Here is a 15,466-nt window from a genome sequence, read left to right as displayed (position 1 = left end):
CTTTTTCGGGTACGTATGCTGTTTGCTGGTGAGGCCAAAGGGGCAACGCCAAACGCAAGGAGCATGAAATGTTTGAGGATTTCAATACCGATACGATAAGTGTCCGGAAGCAGGACGGTCAGACGATCGAAGGGCTTCAGGCCTCTGTTCAACCCGGCAAGGTTTTCCTAGACCGGGCTGATGTCGCCGTGGAGATCGGTGATTTGATTGAGCGGAAACTGTCAAATGGAACGTTAGAGACATATGAGGTCCTTGATCCCGTTTTCTACGAGGCATTCCATGACATCCCTGCCCACTACCAGATGAGGGTTAAGAAGCTCGGTGTACCTGAAGCAAAAGCCCGGATTCAGAGCATCACGTACAACATCAGCGGACACAATGCGCGGGTTAACCATGACTCGGTTGACAACTCAACCAACACCGTGACTATTGGCAGCGACCTGCAGGACTATGTCGGCGCGCTCAGGCAAGTAATCTCCACCCTCGACGATTCAAAGCGCAAGGATGCCTCTGAAATCGTGGATGCCGTAGAGGCCAACCTCTCCTCACCGAAGCCCAGTAAGACAGTGATTTCGACCTTGCTGTCTGCGCTTCCCCACCTCGCCAGCATCAGTACCATTGCCTCGGCGATCGTCGCAGCCCTGTAAGTTTGGCCTAGCCCCGTCATTGTGCGGGGCTTTCTCTTTAAACCTGATTAAAAGTCGAAGCCGTACCGGGGTGCGATGCTCAGGCCTCATTTAGAAGCCTTCATCACGGAGCTACAGATGGCAAACGCACTCAGTTTCACCCTCCTGTTCCCTATAAAGAGCGCCGCTGGCGAGACCCTCACCACGTTACCAATTAAGCGTCTGAAGCGCCGCGAGTTAGGCGAGGCTCAGCGTCATGCTCGCGGTGACGAGGCTGCCATGGAAGATCATCTGGTCGCCAAGATGCTCGGCATCACCCTGGAAGACCTGGGAGAATTCGACATCGCCGACTCCAGGCGAGTGACCGAATTGTTTCGCGAACTGGTGGGCGGCGGAGACCTCACTGCATTCCTGGGACGAAGCGCTGTTACTGGTGCTGAGGATGCAGCCGTCGGAGATAAGTCGGCTGCCCATGGATGAATACTGGCGTTGGTGCGAGGTGTGCGAGCGAGAGATCAATCGCCGCGTTGAGGCCGCCGAGCAACTGAGCCGGCGATAGCTGCGAACAGACCGGCAGCCAGCCCGACCAACAAAGCGCCACCCGCCGCAATGGGGGTGGCCACCAGCGCGAGAACTGGCAGGGCTAAGCAGAACGTGAGCAGTGCTGCCCATAGTGGCAGGTTCGCCAAGCACAGCCAGGCAAGCCAGAGCACACCAGTGCCAATGGCCAGTGCATAGAGGGTTTTGCCGGTGCGCAGAGCTACTTTTTCAAACATTCCAGCAGCGTAGCAAACTATGGCCAATGAAGTCCTGGTTGGATTGAAGATCGGTGCCGCCGTGTCTGGCACCCTGCACGCCGCGTTCGGCTCTGCGAAATCGACCGTGCAGCAGCTCGGCCGGGCAACAGACAGCCTGACGGCTAAGCAAAAGCTTATCGGCACCGAGCTTTCGGCTGCACTGGCCCGAGGCGGCACCGGCATCGAGCGTATGCGCCGCCAGTACGACCAGGTCGGGCGCACTATTGAGCAGCTGAAGGTTAAGCAGGAGCGTCTCAACGCTAGCATTGCCCGTGGGGAGACCCTCAAGAATGCCCGTGCCGATCTGCGTGGCCAGGCCATGGAGACGATTGGTACAGGAGCAGCCCTCGGCGCTCCTGTAGTTCAATCTATGCGCACAGCCATTGACTTCAAGGACCAGACCAACGACATCGCGATCACAGGTGGTTTCGACAACGACCAGGAAAAACGACTGGGTGATGTGATGCGTGGCGCTGCCCTGAAGTGGAACCAGACGCAGACTGAGGTGGCCAAGGGGACCGCTGTACTCATTGCGGGGGGAATCTCCAGTGCAAAAGAGCTGGAAGCATATGCGCCTGTCATGGCCAAGACCGCTACAGCGACCAGAGCAAGCATGGACGACCTGGGATCAGTCGCAATTGCCCTGAATGACAATCTGGGAATCAGTGCTGCTGGACTTGAACGTTCAATGAACATGCTTGCGTTTGCCGGCAAGAGCGGCCAATTCGAGCTGGCCGATATGGCTAAGTGGCTCCCACAACTGACACCCCAATTTGCAGCTCTCGGAGTGACTGGTGAACGTGCTGTTGCAGAGATTGGGGCCTCTCTCCAGATTGCCCGTAGAGGTGCTGGAAGCAACGATGAAGCGGCCAACAACTTCAAGAACTTCCTTTCCAAACTGACTGCGCCAGAGACACTCAAGTCGTTCCAGAAAGCCGGGATTGATTTGCAGGGCTCCATGACCAATCTTGTCCGTCAGGGCTTGTCTCCAGCAGAGGCGATGGTCAATATCTTGACCAAACACCTCGGTATGAAGGCCCCTGCTGCTGCGGCCGACTACCAGAAAGCCTTGGCTATCACTGACGAGCAAGAGCGCAAGATTGCACTCTCGCGCCTGGATGAAGCATACAAGCTGGGCGAGCTGTTCGCTGACATGCAAGTGCTGTCATTTATACGACCCGCGCTGGCAAATCAGGCTGACTTGGCGAACATTCAGAAGGGAAGTAAGGATGCGGCAGATCAGGGCGTTCTAGATAAAGACTGGAACAGACGGATGGAAAGTCCAAAAGAGCAACTGAAGCGAGTTGGCGTTAACCTCTCGGATATTGGTATCTCTGTTGGCGAAGCACTATTACCGGCCCTGCTTGATGTCACCAAAGCTCTTGTTCCTGTCATGCAGTCGTTCTCTGCTTGGGCGACTGAGAACCCCGCGATAATCAAAGGTACTATCGGTCTTGTCGGTGGGCTTCTGGCCGGGAAGCTGGCTTTTATCGGCTTGGCCTATGGCATCAACTTGGCGATCTCGCCGATTGTAGGGATGGGCGCCGTAATCAAGGGGTTGTCCGCAAAATGGACGTTGCTGCGCGCAATGTGGCAAATGGGCAAGTTCGCGCCCCTGATCACCGGGCTGACCCGCATAGGGTCGGGGCTGGCCAGTGTGCTGCGCTTCAGCGGCCTGTTCTTACGCGGTATCGGGATGGCGCTCGGCGCTCCGCTCATGATGGCTGCACGCGGCGTATTGATGTTGGGCAAGGTCCTGGGCGGCACCTTGCTGTTCGGACTCAGGCTTGCAGGCCAGGCGATACTCTGGCTCGGCCGCGCACTGTTGATGAACCCCATCGGTTTACTGGTGACGGGCATCGCCTTGAGCGCATACCTGATCTATCGCTACTGGGAGCCGATCAAGGGTTTCTTCAGCGGCTTGTGGGGTGAAATCAGGGCCGGTTTCAACGGTGGCCTGACCGGCATCATGGGGCTGATCGTGAACTTCTCTCCTCTGGGCCTTTTCTATCGCGCCTTCAGCGGTGTCATGAGCTACTTCGGAGTAGAGCTGCCAGCCAAGTTCAGCGAGTTCGGCGGCATGATCATCAGTGGCCTGGTCAGCGGGATCGGCAACGCGCTTTCCAGTGCCAAAGAGTCTGTTGTAGGTGTCGGGACCTCGATCAAGACCTGGTTCACAGAGACACTCGGCATCCAATCGCCCAGCCGTGTCTTTATGGGCTATGGGGCCAACATCAGTGAGGGGGCGGCTATCGGTATCGCCGATCAGTCAGACCTGGTGCGCCGAGCGGCGTTGGATATGGCCAATGGCTCGGCCGTAGATCTCGCAGCACCCAGGATGCGCCCCCCAAGCCCCGAATCGGTATCGTTGGCCAGCAGGATGAGTCCATCGGCTCCAGGCCAGGCCGGTCCTGCAAGTGACCTGGTTGTCCATTATTCACCGGTTATCCAGATGCCTGCAGGCGCTGCGGGCCAGGCGCTGGATCAAACCCTGCGCAGCAGCTACGCCGAGTTTGTAAGGTTCATGGAGCGCTTCGAGCATGACCGCCGGCGCCGCAGCTACGGATCTGAAAACGGAGGAGCAGGTTAATGTTCGCGCTTCTGGGCGATATCGAATTCACCGTCTCGGGCGGCCTCGTAGGCATGGAACTCCGCACAACCGCAGACTGGGCCGAGCACGCACGGATTCAAGGCAAGCCGCTGCTACAGTGGGTGGGCGAAGGGTTGGACGAGCTCAACCTGACTATTGAGCTGCACCCGATGTTGGGCGATCCAGATAAACGATGGCGAGCGCTGCATGACGCCAAGCGCAAGCATGAGCCGTTGGCGTTGGTGCTGGGCAACGGTGACTACCTGGGACCTCAGGTAGTCACCGAGCTCTCCCAGCAAAATCGCCGTCGATCAGCTACCGGACAGCTAACCTCGGCGACTGTGCAGCTCTCACTTCGAGAGTACACCGGGGCGTTCACCCGCAAGGTGCTGCCTACCCTAGGCTTGATCAGTCCAGCCTTGAGTGGGACCAATGCTGCCGGGGCCGGCTCGCCAGGGCTGCTGTCCAAGTTCATGCCTGCACCGAGCACAACTCAATTGGCCATTGGGTACGCGAAGTCGGCCGGTAATATCCTGCAGGCGGGGAAGAACCTCTATGACCAGGTGAAGAGTGGCAACGCCTCGATGGTTCTGGCCCAGGTGCCGCAACTCCTGGGCATCACCTCGCGTGCTATCGAACCCCTGCAGAACATGACCGCTGTGGCCGGCCTGCTCCAGGATGGATCGGACTTAGCCAGGCTCGGTGAGGATGTGCTGGGCAGCGTCAACGGCGCGAGGTCCAGCCTGAGCCCCGTCGACCTCGGGAACATCGTCGAACGCTTCTCCGCCTCCCGGGACAACCTCGATCAGGCGCTGGTGACGATGGACGGTGCCGGCACCCGCCTGGCAGGCCTGGCCGCCCAGGTGCTCACCAGGAGAGCTTGATGTTTATCCCTCATGTGACGACTGAAGGTGAGCGCTGGGACCAGTTGGCCTGGCGTTACTACGGAGACGCTCACCGCTATCTCCCGATCGTTCAAGCCAACCCGCATGTTCCATTACACGGCGCACTGCCATCTGGGCTGACGTTGGCTATTCCGGTACTTGAGCCACAACCCGCTACTGAGGACCTTCCCCCATGGATGCGTTGACACCCCAGCAGGTGCCTGAAGCGCGCTTCGTGCTGAGCTACCAGCATCACAACATCACCCACGACATCAGCTTGCATCTGGTGTCGCTGACGTACTCGGATTATCTCACCGGCCAGGCAGACAGCCTGGAGATCGAGTTGGAGGACACCGAAGGTAAATGGGTTGATGCCTGGTATCCAGGCCATGGAGATCTGTTGACCTTGGCCATGGGGTGGCAAGGTAGCCCGCTGCGCACGCTCGGCAACTTCGAGATCGATGAGGTGGAGCTGAATGCGCCACCCTCGACGGTGAGCATTCGAGCCTTGGGTGCGGGCATCCAGTCCGCGTTGCGCACGACGGAGCACCGTGCCTACGAGAACATGACCCTGGATGCAGTCGCCAAGCAGATTGCTGCTCGTCAGGGACTTGAGCTGGTGGGCCGCATCGAGCCGATCAAGCTGGACCGCCTCACCCAACAGGAGTCGGATCTCGCCTTCCTACGCAACCTCGCGGGTGAGTACGACTATGCCTTCAAGGTTGTGGGGAAACGCCTTGTGTTCCATGCCATCAGTGACCTAGCGAAGGGTAAACCGGTCGCTAGTCTGGCGCTCCGGGACCTGGCCAGCGTACACCTACGCGACCAGATCACTGTTGTGCCCAAGAAGGTTGCGGTGAAGCACAAGGACCCGGCCAAGAAGAAGTTGATTTCCTATGACATCGTCAACGGTGAAACCGTGGCTGTGCCCAGCAGTTCGAGCAAGGCGACCACCAGTGCGGACACCAAGAAGCAGCGCAAGCGGGCAGCTTCTGAGGAGGTGGCCAAGGCGAAGGCCAAGGCGGACCTGGCCAGGGCCAACCGCGAGCGCACTACCGGAGGCTGGACCGCAATGGGGCGCCCTGAGTTGGTCAGTGGCAATGTCATCACGCTCATGGCAGCCGGGAAGCTTGGTGGTGACTACTTGATCACCGCCGCCCACCATCGCGTCACCCGCAGTGGTGGCTACACCGTAGATCAAGAAGGGTGCCGCGTAGGGGCGTCCTCGATTTCGCTGCTCAAGGACAACATCAAGCCCGACTTGGCGCTATCGAGTTACGGCCCACAGCGTGAGGTGATCGCCTGATGAGTGTCGAGTTGGAATACGGCGAGGTCAGCGCCGTGGACTACCTGACTTGCCGTATCCGCGTACGGCTGGATGACCGTGATGGCGTCGAGAGCTACTGGCTCAACGTCCCGCAGCGCAACGCCCAAGGCACCAAGCGCCGTCCGTTGATGCCGGAAATCGGGGAGCAGGTTGCGGTGCTCCTGGACAGAGACGGTGTTGGGGGCGTTTGCCTGGGGGGAATTTACTCAACAGCTGAACCACCGCCAGTTGTCGACCAGGACACCGACTACGTGCGGTACAGCGATGGAACGGTGGTGAGTTATAACCAGGCTGCTGGAGTAATGACGCTGGATAGTGTGGGCGAGCTCATCGTGAAGTGCTCCAGGAATATCGCGGTAGAAGCTGGATCACCCGTGACAGTGAAGGCCCCGGCCGCAACCTTGGAGATCCCACAGGTCACCCTGAACGGCAACCTGCAGGTGAACGGCAACATCGCAGCTACTGGGACTATTCTGGATGCTGGCGGCAACTCAAATCACCACACCCACTAGCGATACAGGTCATGTTCTCCCTGACCCATGAGAGCTCTTTCGCCAGGAGCGTCTCATCACTACATTTGAACAAGATCTCGTAAACGTTGTTGCCGTAAGAGTGCCCTACGACCGTGTAGACCGGGTTTTCGCTACCGTTGAGAACCCATTTTTGCAGTAGTTGTATGCCTTCAAACATGGCCTCGATCCCTCGCGGTGAATAGGAACGGCGGCACCAAGCCGCTCTTTAAACCTGATTAAAAGTCAGGCCCGCCCCGCGTGCTCATGATGGCTTCATGAACACGCCTATTCCTTATAGCAGCATCACCGCCACTCACTGGCAACCCGCCCTCGGTACACCTGGGGAGGTTGTCGAGGGGCTGCGTGACATCGATCAGGCCATACGCATCATCCTGACCACTCCCAAGGGCAGCGACGCCCATCGGCCAGAGTTTGGTAGCGATCTGCACCTCTATATCGACTGGCCCCATAACCGCGTAACCCCTTACTTGGTACGTGAAACGGTCGAAGCCATCCGCCGCTGGGAAATCCGTGTATCAGTCGTCCAGGCGCAGGTTTTAATAGACGCTGAGCACATCACCCTGCGCGTGGTATGGCGGGTGGCTGACGGTGTGGCGCAGATCACCGAGGTGCCGTATGCGTAGTTTGCCGAGGCCTGAGTTCGTCAAGATCGACCCTGCAGGAGTCGAAGCCGATCTGATCGCACGTTACGAAGAGAAGTCGGGCAAGACGCTCTACCCGGCCCAGGTGGAACGGCTGTTTATCGACCTGATTGCTTACGCTAAGTCGCGTCTGGACATGTCGATTCAGCATGCTGGGGAACAGCTCCTGGTGCGCTTCGCTACTGGGCCGATCCTGGACTACCTCGGTGAGTTGGTTGCAACCCCAAGGCTTCTTGCGCAGCCAGCTCGCTGCCAACTTCGCTTCAGTATCCCGGCCATCCTCCCCCAAGCGGTTCTCATCCCAGCGGCTACAAGGGTGAGCACCCAAGACGGCAAGTTGACATTCACCACCGATGAGCCGGTGTCGATTGCACCAGGCCAGGTTCAGGTCTCAGTGTCTGCTACCTGTCTGACTTCAGGTATGCAGGGCAACGGCTGGATGCCGGGTCAAGTGAATGTGCTCGGTGACAGCCCATTCGCCAGCCTAACTGCTAGCAATGTCACGGAAGCGGCAGACGGTGCCGAAGACGAGGATGACAGCCGCTATCGTGAGCGGATCATTTTGGCGCCAGAGGCCTTCAGCAACGCGGGCAGTCGTGGAGCCTACCGCTATCACGCGCTCGCGGTTCATCAGTCGATTATTGATGTGGCAGTGCATGGCCCTGACGAGGGGCAGCAAGACGGGCATGTCGCGCTGTACCCACTGACCAGCGCTGGTCTTCCATCGGCTGAGTTGTTGGAGCAGGTGAAGAGCCGGGTGAGCGGCGAAAAGCTTCGCCCGCTCTGTGACACCGTACACGCCATTACTCCTGTGGAAGTTGCCTACACCATCAAAGCCCGGTTGACGTTCTACGATACCGCCGAACAGGGCGAGGTCCTGGCAGCGGCGCACCTAGCGGCCGAACGTTTCGCTGCAGACCGTCGTGCCAAACTCGGCCAGGACCTGGTGCGCGAACAATTGATCGCCGCCCTACAGGTCGAGGGGGTATATCGGGCAGACCTGGAACTGCCAGTTGCTTTCCGCGAGCTGAAGGGTAACGAGTGGGCCAACTGCACAGCTATCCAGTTGGTCCCGGTGGGGGTGGCCATTGGCTAAACAGCAGTTACCGCCTTCCCTTGCTGGTGACGAGCGATTCGCCTTGCTATGCGAGCTCCTGGGCGAAAGCCTGGCTGCGGTCGACCTGAATGCGATGCTGGTCTATCTGGTTGACCTAGTTAAGCCCACTCTGCTGCCAGTTCTCGCTGACCAGTTCTCAATGCTCGATGAGGCCGCATGGCTCCTGGCTGAGTCGGCTGATGCAAGGCGCAATCTCATCAAGGGTGCAGCTGAGTTGCATCGTTTTAAAGGTACTCCATGGGCGGTCCGTGAAGTCATTCGATTACTTGGTTTCGGTGAGATCACGATCCAGGAAGGGCTCAGTGGCCAAGTTCGAGACGGGACTATTCGCCGAGATGGTGGCCACGTCCACGGTGACCCGTCCTCATGGCCGTGCTACCGCGTTTTTCTGAAGCGCTCCATCACCAACGACCAAGCTGTACTGGTTCGTCGGCTGCTGCTGTCCGTGGCCCCCGCAAGGTGCCGACTTGTTTCACTTGATTTCACCGCCGTCGCGATTCGCCACAACGGGCGAGCTTCGCGCAATGGCCAATACAACCGAGGGAGTAGCTGATGGCCGATTTGCCAGAGTCAGACGAATGGGTACCGGGAATCTACCAATTGGAAACCTCCGACCCCGTATTGGGTGGTCCGGACGGTATAGACAATCGGCAAGCAACGCAGCTGGGAAACCGTACGCGCTGGTTGCGCAACATGATTCAGAAGCTCACTGACGGTGCGGCAAGCGTAGCAATTGCCAGAAAGCTGGAAACTCCAAGAGCGTTACGGTTCAAAGGTGCGGCTACAGGCGCGGGTACCTTCGACGGCAGTTCAGATTGTGAGGTCTCTCTCACGTTGGCCGACAGCGGTGTGAGCGCTGGTGCATACACGAAAGTGACAGTCGACAAGAGCGGTCGTGTGATTGGGGGGAGCAATCCGACCACCGTTGCGGGGGTCGGCTTGACTGATGTGTACACCAAACTCCAGATGGATGCGGCTTTAGCGCAGAAATCTCCAGGTGGTTTTTCGAGTGTCGATGTAGCCGGTTCCGGTGAGTTTGTTCTGAGCGACGAGCAGGCATCGAAGGCCATCGTCTACTTGACCGGCGCCTTGACTGGCGACCGTACGATCATTCTGCCGCGTGTGTATCGCAGTTACACGATCAGGAATGCAACGTCTAACCCGTACAAGGTTACGGTGAAGATGAGCGTAGGAAGCGGTGTGGAGATCACTCAAGGCCGGATCTCTAACGTTTTCACTGATACCAACAACACACTGCTTTGTCAGACCGACTTCATCAGTCCTGTTTTTCTCGGTACGCCAACGACCACAGCGCCACCTCTAGGTTCGCGTGATGCTCAAGTGACGTCTGCCGCATGGGTGGGGCAAGAAATTGCGCGCTGGGGGTTGGGTACAGACAACATGGTGGATGTTCTCAACACTGATCTGAAAACCATGTTCACTGGCGGTCGTTTCTTCATTGGTCAGGGGTGTACAAGTCTGCCACCGGGTATGGCCTTTGGGTATCTGGACGTTCTGCCAAATGCAGGCAATGAGCCCCTCCATATTTTCTCCTATGGCAACAGAGTGTGGCGTCGTAACGCAGTGCAGGGGGTTTTTCCTGACTGGGAAGAGCAGCCGCGACAACCAGTAATTGACGCGGCATTGGGTTTGAAAGTCGATAAATCCTCGTTCTCTGCAAGCCTCGGAGAGTCTGGCTGGGCAAAGCGTCCTGACGGTCTGATCGAGCAGTGGGGACGAGGGAACGCGGATGCAAATGGTCGGGTGTACATCACTTTTCCGATAGCGTTCCCAAATCAGTTTGTAAGCGTATCGCCGCTCCATCAGGGGACTGACGGTGTGATGCATGTACTTATTGATAATTCGTTTTCACGTACGGGTTGCCAGGTTCGCGTGCAAAACGCAGCAGGGGCAGCACAGCCGGGTTGGAATGTCTGGTATCGAGCGCTGGGGTATTGATATGAGCTCTGTTGAAGAAATTGTGTATTTCAGCCCGTCGACCTGCGGCGCGTATCTGTCTGCGGTGCATGGCGAGGATATGCCGACGGATGTCGTTCCGATTCCAGCTTCGCGGTGGCAAGCACTACTGTCGGAGCTTGCAATCAGCGCCAAGAAAGTCAGCGCGGATGCTGCCGGAAATCCGGTGCTGATTGATCCGCCGCCACTTGCTCATGATGAACTTGAGGCCGTCGAGCGGACTTGGCGCGATTATCAGTTGACGTTGACTGACCCGCTGATTTCGCGCCACCGCGACGAACTGGAGCTGGACGGGGCAACATCGCTGTCGCTTGAGCAGTATGCCGAACTGCAGGTCTACCGCCGTGCTCTCCGTGACTGGCCGCAAACCGGCGACTTCCCATTGAGTGATCATCGCCCTGGTGCCCCTGCATGGCTACCGGAGCACATCTAGTTCAGTCGGCGGGTGTTCAGCAGTCAAATTCCTTTGCACCAGTTACAATCGGGTCAAACTCAATTTATCTCGCGCTCGTCGGTGGATTTTTCGCGCGCGGCATCACCTGATCGGCCGTGGCATCCAGGCCTCCCGCACCCCCGCCCTGCACGAGCACGAAGGCGACGCCCAGGCGCTGCGCTACCTGTACCGCCTGATCGACGCCGACCAGCTGGGAGTGGACGACAACGCGCTGCCCCAGCTGCTCGAGGCAGCCGAGCGCACCGGCTTTACCGGGCTCAACATCACCTTCCCGTTCAAGCAGGCGATCCTGCCGTTGCTCGACGAGCTGTCGGAGGAAGCCCGTGGCATCGGCGCGGTGAACACCGTGGTCCTGCGCGATGGACGCCGGATTGGCCACAACACCGACTGCCTAGGGTTCGCCGAGGGTCTGCGGCGCGGCTTGCCGGAGGTGAACAAGCGCCAGGTGGTGCAACTGGGGGCCGGCGGCGCGGGCTGCGCGGTGGCTCATGCGCTGCTCGGCGAAGGGGTCGAACGGTTGCAGCTGTTCGAACTGGACCCGGTGCGCGGCCAGGCCCTGGTCGATAGCCTCACGCAACGTTTCGGTGTCGGTCGCGCCGTGCTCGGCAGCGACCTGGCCGCTGCCGTGGCCGAGGCCGATGGGCTGGTCAACACCACGCCCGTGGGCATGGCCAAGCTGCCGGGCATGCCGTTGCCCGCCGACCTGCTGCATGCTCGGCTCTGGGTCGCGGAGATCATTTATTTCCCGCTGCAGACCGAACTGCTGCGCCATGCCCGCGCGCTGGGCTGTCGCACGCTGGATGGCGGCACCATGGCGGTGTTCCAGGCGGTGAAGGCATTCGAGCTGTTCAGTGGACGTCCGGCCGACGCCCTGCGCATGCAGGCGCATTTCGCCAGTTTCGACTAGCGCGGGCACCGGTTCAGCGCAACTGCCCGACGACCAGCCCCAGGGCGATCGCGATCATCACCACCCCCGACACCCGCCCGATCAGACGCGCCGCTGCCGGCCGGGTGCGCAGCAGCGCCTTGGCGCCATAACCCACCATCAGGTAGATCACCAGCGAACTGCAAAGGTGCACCAACCCCAGCAGCAAGATCTGCAGCGGCAGCGGCCAGCTCGACTGCGGGTCGGTGAATTGCGGCAGCAACGCCAGGAACAACAGGAACACCTTGGGGTTCAGCCCGCTGACGCAAAAGCCCTTGAACGCCCAGCGCGAACCGCAATCCGCGCCGTCCTGTCCATCCACCTCGGGCACCGCCGGGCTGAGCAGCAAGGTGATCCCCAGCCAGAGCAGATAGAGACACCCGGCCAGCATCAGCAGGGTCAGCGCCAGCGGATGCCCGGCGAGCAGACTGCCGACGCCGGCCGCGACCACCAAGGTGACAAGGAAATGCCCTGACAGCATGCCGGCCACCGCCGGCATCACCCAGCGTCCGCGCGTGCCGGCGGAGATGGCATAGGCCCAGTCGGCGCCCGGGGTGATCACGAACAGGAACGAGACGGCCCAGAACGCCGCCAATACACTCAAGGTCACGTTTGCAGCTTCCTTTCACGGAGATTTCGGTGAAAGAAAGATTACGGATATCGCCTGGGGATTTTCTTTCGTATATTCCTCAGTCAGACCAAAGCCATGGAAGATTCTTGCTCATGGATAGAACCGATAGAAAGATCCTTGCCGAGCTGCAAAAAGACGGACGCCTGTCGGTGACCGAACTCGCCGACCGTGTGGGCCTGAGCCTGTCACCCTGCCATCGCCGGCTCCGGGCGCTGGAGGAATCCGGCGCGATCCTCGGCTACCACGCACGCCTGGCACCCGCCGCGCTGGGCCTGAACTTCGCCGCGCTGGTGTTCGTGACCTTGCGCGAGGTGACCCGCCAGCCCGTGGCGGACTTCGAGGCCGCGCTGGGGGAAATCCCACAGATCGTCGAGGCGCAGCGGCTGTTCGGCGATCCGGACTACCTGCTGCATGTGGTGGCCAAGGACCTGCCGGCGTTCCAGAAGCTGTACGACGAACAGCTGACCAGCATTCCCAATGTCAAGCGACTGAGCTCGACCCTGGTCATGAAAGAGGTGATCCAGAACCGCTTGCTGCCGATGTGACCCTGGTCGCCATGCTGATGCAATCGGACGGTGTCATGGCGCAGCGGCGCGCTTTGCCCGGTAACTGCCCGGGCTCTGCCCCGTCCACTTCTTGAAGGCCCGGTGAAACGCACTGGGCTCCTGAAAGCCGGTCTGCCCGGCGATCTCGGCAATGCTCAGGCAGCCTTCGCGCAGCAGCTCGAAGGCCATGGCCCGGCGCACCTCATCCTTGATCTGCTGGTACGAACGCCCTTCGCGCTCCAGCTGGCGACGGAAACTGCTGGCGCTGAGTGCGTGCCGCCTGGCCATCGCATCGAGCGTCGGCCATTGCCCATAGTGTCGGGCCCGCAGGTGACGATAGACGTCCGCCACCAAGCCGTTCTGGTTGCGAAAGCGGATCACCAGCCCTTGCGGCGCGCTGCGCAGGAAGGTCTTCAGCGCGGCAAGGTCCTGCAGCACCGGCAGGCGCAGCCAGGCGCTGTCGAACTCCACTTCGGTGCGGCCACTGCCCAGGCGCAGGTCCGGCCCCCACAGCAAGGCATCGTCGTCCTGCGCCGGGCGCGCCAGCGCCAGCTCGGTCCGGTCGATGGCGATGCGCCGGCCGGCCAGCCAGCACAGCAGGCCCATCACCAACACCAGGTAGGTCTCCTCGGCATACACCCGGGTCAAGGGGTCGGCGATGCTCGACTGCACACTGATCACCGCCCGCGCACCGCGTACCGTCACGCTGCCGCGCAGATCGCGCAGGAACAGGGCGAAACCGCCCAGGCACTGGCGCAGGGCCTTTTCCAGGTTGGGCTCCTGGATCAGCCCTCGGCAGATCAGGGCGAAGCTGCCCAGCGGCATGCCATGGCTGTCGAGGTGGAAGAACTCGTCATCCAGCTCGTCGATCAGCGCCAGCCACAGCTGGGCAAAGGCTTTGGCCGGTACCCGCGCCCCAGGCTGCGTCAGCATCTGCGGATCGATGCCCACCGCGCGCAGGTGAGCCTCGCGCGCCTGTGGCCGGTCGCGCAGGGCGTGGAGCATGGCATTGAGGAAGTACACCGCGACCGTGTCGCTATCGCGCATGGCAAGCACCCGCTGTCTATGCTGAGTGGCAAAAAATGCCAGGTTGACTGAACAGATCCGGCATAGGCCGCCCGCGGGCCTTTGCCTAGACTCGATCCACCCCAGGGGTCGTGGAAAATACGGTGGCCATTCTCGCAGAGCCGCCCCCACCCCGCCATACGCAAACGGAGCCCTCATGAGCAGCACAGACATCTTCGTCGTCAGCGCGGTACGTTCGGCCATCGGCAGCTTCGGCGGTTCGCTCAAGGACCTGCCACTGGCCGATCTCGCCACCCAAGTGACCCGCGCCGCCATCGAGCGCTCGGGCGTGGCCGCCGAGCGCATCGGCCATGTGGTGATGGGCAACGTGATCCCCACCGAACCGCGCGACGCCTACCTGGGCCGGGTCGCGGCGATGAACGCCGGAACTCCCAAGGAAACCCCCGCCTTCAACGTCAACCGCCTGTGCGGCTCGGGCCTGCAGGCCATCGTCTCGGCCACCCAGGGCCTGCTGCTGGGCGACTGCGACATCGCCCTGGCCGCTGGCGCCGAATCCATGAGCCGCGGCCCGTACCTGCTGCCGCAGGCCCGCTGGGGCGCGCGCATGGGCGACCTGCAGGGCATCGACTACATGGTCGGCATCCTCCAGGACCCGTTCGAGCACTTCCACATGGGCATCACCGCCGAGAATGTCGCCGCGGCCCATGGCATCAGCCGTGAAATGCAGGACGAAGTCGCCCTGACCAGCCAGCGCCGCGCCGCCCGCGCCATCGCCGAGGGCCGCTTCGACGGCCAGATCGTGCCGATCGCGATCAAGACCCGCAAAGGCACCGTGCAGTTCGCCGTGGACGAGAACGTGCGCGCCGAGGTGACCAGCGAGCAGCTGGCCGGCATGAAACCGGTGTTCAAGAAGGACGGCAGCGTCACCGCCGGCAACGCCAGCAGCATCAACGACGGCGCCGCCGGCCTGGTACTGGCCACCGGCGACGCCGTGCGTCGCGAGGGCCTGAAACCGCTGGCGCGCGTCGTCGCCTATGCGCATGCCGGGGTGGAGCCGGCGCTGATGGGCCTGGGCCCGATCCCGGCAACGCAGAAGGTACTGGAAAAAGCCGGCCTGAAGGTGTCCGACCTGGACGTGATCGAGTCCAACGAAGCCTTCGCCTCCCAGGCCTGCGCCGTGGCCCGCGCCCTGGGCTTCGACCCGGAGAAGGTCAACCCCAATGGCTCGGGTATTTCCCTGGGCCACCCGGTCGGCGCCACCGGCGCGATCATCGCCACCAAGGCGATCCATGAACTGCACCGCGTCCAGGGTCGCTATGCCCTGGCCACCATGTGCATCGGCGGCGGCCAAGGCATCGCCGTCGTCTTCGAACGCGTTTGAACGGAGTTGGCA

At 60.7% G+C, this 15,466-nt stretch carries 18 protein-coding genes; 15 read left to right on the top strand and 3 right to left on the bottom strand.

What is annotated here, in order from left to right; all coding sequences use genetic code 11:
• Positions 1–68: 68 nt before the first annotated feature.
• The gene (locus ACYUME_RS11050) at positions 69–647 is read left to right on the top strand and encodes a hypothetical protein (RefSeq protein ID WP_460418872.1); all 579 of its coding nucleotides are present in this window, start codon (positions 69–71) and stop codon (positions 645–647) included.
• Between the two features lie 117 nt (positions 648–764).
• Positions 765–1,106: a phage tail assembly protein gene (locus tag ACYUME_RS11045; RefSeq protein ID WP_460418871.1), complete on the top strand. Its 342-nt coding sequence runs from the start codon at positions 765–767 to the stop codon at positions 1,104–1,106.
• Between the two features lie 35 nt (positions 1,107–1,141).
• Here ACYUME_RS11045 and ACYUME_RS11040 read toward each other — a convergent pair whose 3' ends face one another.
• Positions 1,142–1,402 carry a hypothetical protein gene (locus tag ACYUME_RS11040; RefSeq protein WP_460418870.1) on the bottom strand — a complete coding sequence of 87 codons (261 nt, stop codon included), beginning with the start codon at positions 1,400–1,402 and terminating at the stop codon, positions 1,142–1,144.
• A 19-nt stretch (positions 1,403–1,421) separates the two neighbouring features.
• Here ACYUME_RS11040 and ACYUME_RS11035 point away from each other — a divergent pair, with 19 nt between their 5' ends.
• The 11 genes from ACYUME_RS11035 to ACYUME_RS10985 all read left to right on the top strand — a co-directional run bounded on the left by ACYUME_RS11035 (position 1,422) and on the right by ACYUME_RS10985 (position 11,853).
• Entirely contained in the window at positions 1,422–4,013 is a 2,592-nt protein-coding gene (locus ACYUME_RS11035; protein WP_460418869.1) for a phage tail tape measure protein, read from the top strand.
• Positions 4,013–4,897 carry a phage tail protein gene (locus ACYUME_RS11030; RefSeq protein ID WP_460418868.1) on the top strand — a complete coding sequence of 295 codons (885 nt, stop codon included), beginning with the start codon at positions 4,013–4,015 and terminating at the stop codon, positions 4,895–4,897. The genes ACYUME_RS11035 and ACYUME_RS11030 overlap by 1 nt, the downstream gene beginning before the upstream one ends.
• Entirely contained in the window at positions 4,897–5,103 is a 207-nt protein-coding gene (locus ACYUME_RS11025) for a tail protein X (RefSeq protein WP_460418867.1), read from the top strand. Before ACYUME_RS11030 ends, ACYUME_RS11025 begins: the two co-directional genes overlap by 1 nt.
• Positions 5,091–6,203: a phage late control D family protein gene (locus tag ACYUME_RS11020; protein WP_460418866.1), complete on the top strand. Its 1,113-nt coding sequence runs from the start codon at positions 5,091–5,093 to the stop codon at positions 6,201–6,203. Before ACYUME_RS11025 ends, ACYUME_RS11020 begins: the two co-directional genes overlap by 13 nt.
• Positions 6,203–6,736 (top strand): phage baseplate assembly protein V, encoded by a 534-nt coding sequence (locus ACYUME_RS11015; RefSeq protein ID WP_460418865.1) that lies wholly within the window; start codon positions 6,203–6,205, stop codon positions 6,734–6,736. Before ACYUME_RS11020 ends, ACYUME_RS11015 begins: the two co-directional genes overlap by 1 nt.
• 275 nt (positions 6,737–7,011) lie before the next feature.
• Positions 7,012–7,380, top strand: a complete 369-nt coding sequence (locus tag ACYUME_RS11010) for a GPW/gp25 family protein (protein WP_460418864.1) — start codon at positions 7,012–7,014, stop codon at positions 7,378–7,380.
• Positions 7,373–8,494 (top strand): baseplate assembly protein, encoded by a 1,122-nt coding sequence (locus tag ACYUME_RS11005; protein ID WP_460418863.1) that lies wholly within the window; start codon positions 7,373–7,375, stop codon positions 8,492–8,494. The genes ACYUME_RS11010 and ACYUME_RS11005 overlap by 8 nt, the downstream gene beginning before the upstream one ends.
• Complete coding sequence (locus ACYUME_RS11000) at positions 8,487–9,068, top strand: phage tail protein (RefSeq protein WP_460418862.1); 582 nt, start codon at positions 8,487–8,489, stop codon at positions 9,066–9,068. The genes ACYUME_RS11005 and ACYUME_RS11000 overlap by 8 nt, the downstream gene beginning before the upstream one ends.
• The gene (locus ACYUME_RS10995; protein WP_460418861.1) at positions 9,068–10,474 is read left to right on the top strand and encodes a gp53-like domain-containing protein; all 1,407 of its coding nucleotides are present in this window, start codon (positions 9,068–9,070) and stop codon (positions 10,472–10,474) included. Before ACYUME_RS11000 ends, ACYUME_RS10995 begins: the two co-directional genes overlap by 1 nt.
• Positions 10,446–10,925, top strand: a complete 480-nt coding sequence (locus ACYUME_RS10990) for a tail fiber assembly protein (protein WP_460418860.1) — start codon at positions 10,446–10,448, stop codon at positions 10,923–10,925. The genes ACYUME_RS10995 and ACYUME_RS10990 overlap by 29 nt, the downstream gene beginning before the upstream one ends.
• A gap of 85 nt (positions 10,926–11,010) precedes the next feature.
• Positions 11,011–11,853 (top strand): shikimate dehydrogenase, encoded by an 843-nt coding sequence (locus ACYUME_RS10985; RefSeq protein ID WP_460419335.1) that lies wholly within the window; start codon positions 11,011–11,013, stop codon positions 11,851–11,853.
• Positions 11,854–11,866: 13 nt separating this feature from the next.
• Here the strand turns inward: ACYUME_RS10985 and ACYUME_RS10980 are convergent, their stop codons facing one another.
• Positions 11,867–12,481: a LysE family translocator gene (locus ACYUME_RS10980; protein ID WP_279885583.1), complete on the bottom strand. Its 615-nt coding sequence runs from the start codon at positions 12,479–12,481 to the stop codon at positions 11,867–11,869.
• A 113-nt stretch (positions 12,482–12,594) separates the two neighbouring features.
• Here ACYUME_RS10980 and ACYUME_RS10975 point away from each other — a divergent pair, with 113 nt between their 5' ends.
• Positions 12,595–13,047 (top strand): Lrp/AsnC family transcriptional regulator, encoded by a 453-nt coding sequence (locus ACYUME_RS10975; RefSeq protein WP_279885586.1) that lies wholly within the window; start codon positions 12,595–12,597, stop codon positions 13,045–13,047.
• A 33-nt stretch (positions 13,048–13,080) separates the two neighbouring features.
• On the opposite strand, the gene ACYUME_RS10970 is transcribed toward ACYUME_RS10975, so the two are convergent.
• Positions 13,081–14,094 (bottom strand): AraC family transcriptional regulator, encoded by a 1,014-nt coding sequence (locus ACYUME_RS10970; protein WP_460418859.1) that lies wholly within the window; start codon positions 14,092–14,094, stop codon positions 13,081–13,083.
• Positions 14,095–14,269: 175 nt separating this feature from the next.
• Between ACYUME_RS10970 and ACYUME_RS10965 the strand changes: the two genes are divergently transcribed.
• Entirely contained in the window at positions 14,270–15,454 is a 1,185-nt protein-coding gene (locus ACYUME_RS10965) for an acetyl-CoA C-acyltransferase family protein (protein WP_460418858.1), read from the top strand.
• The last annotated feature ends 12 nt before the right edge of the window (positions 15,455–15,466 follow it).

Source organism: Pseudomonas sp. microsymbiont 2 (assembly GCF_054788395.1).
The sequence above is the reverse complement of the archived record's forward strand: the minus strand, read 5'-3'. Positions and strand labels throughout refer to the sequence as shown.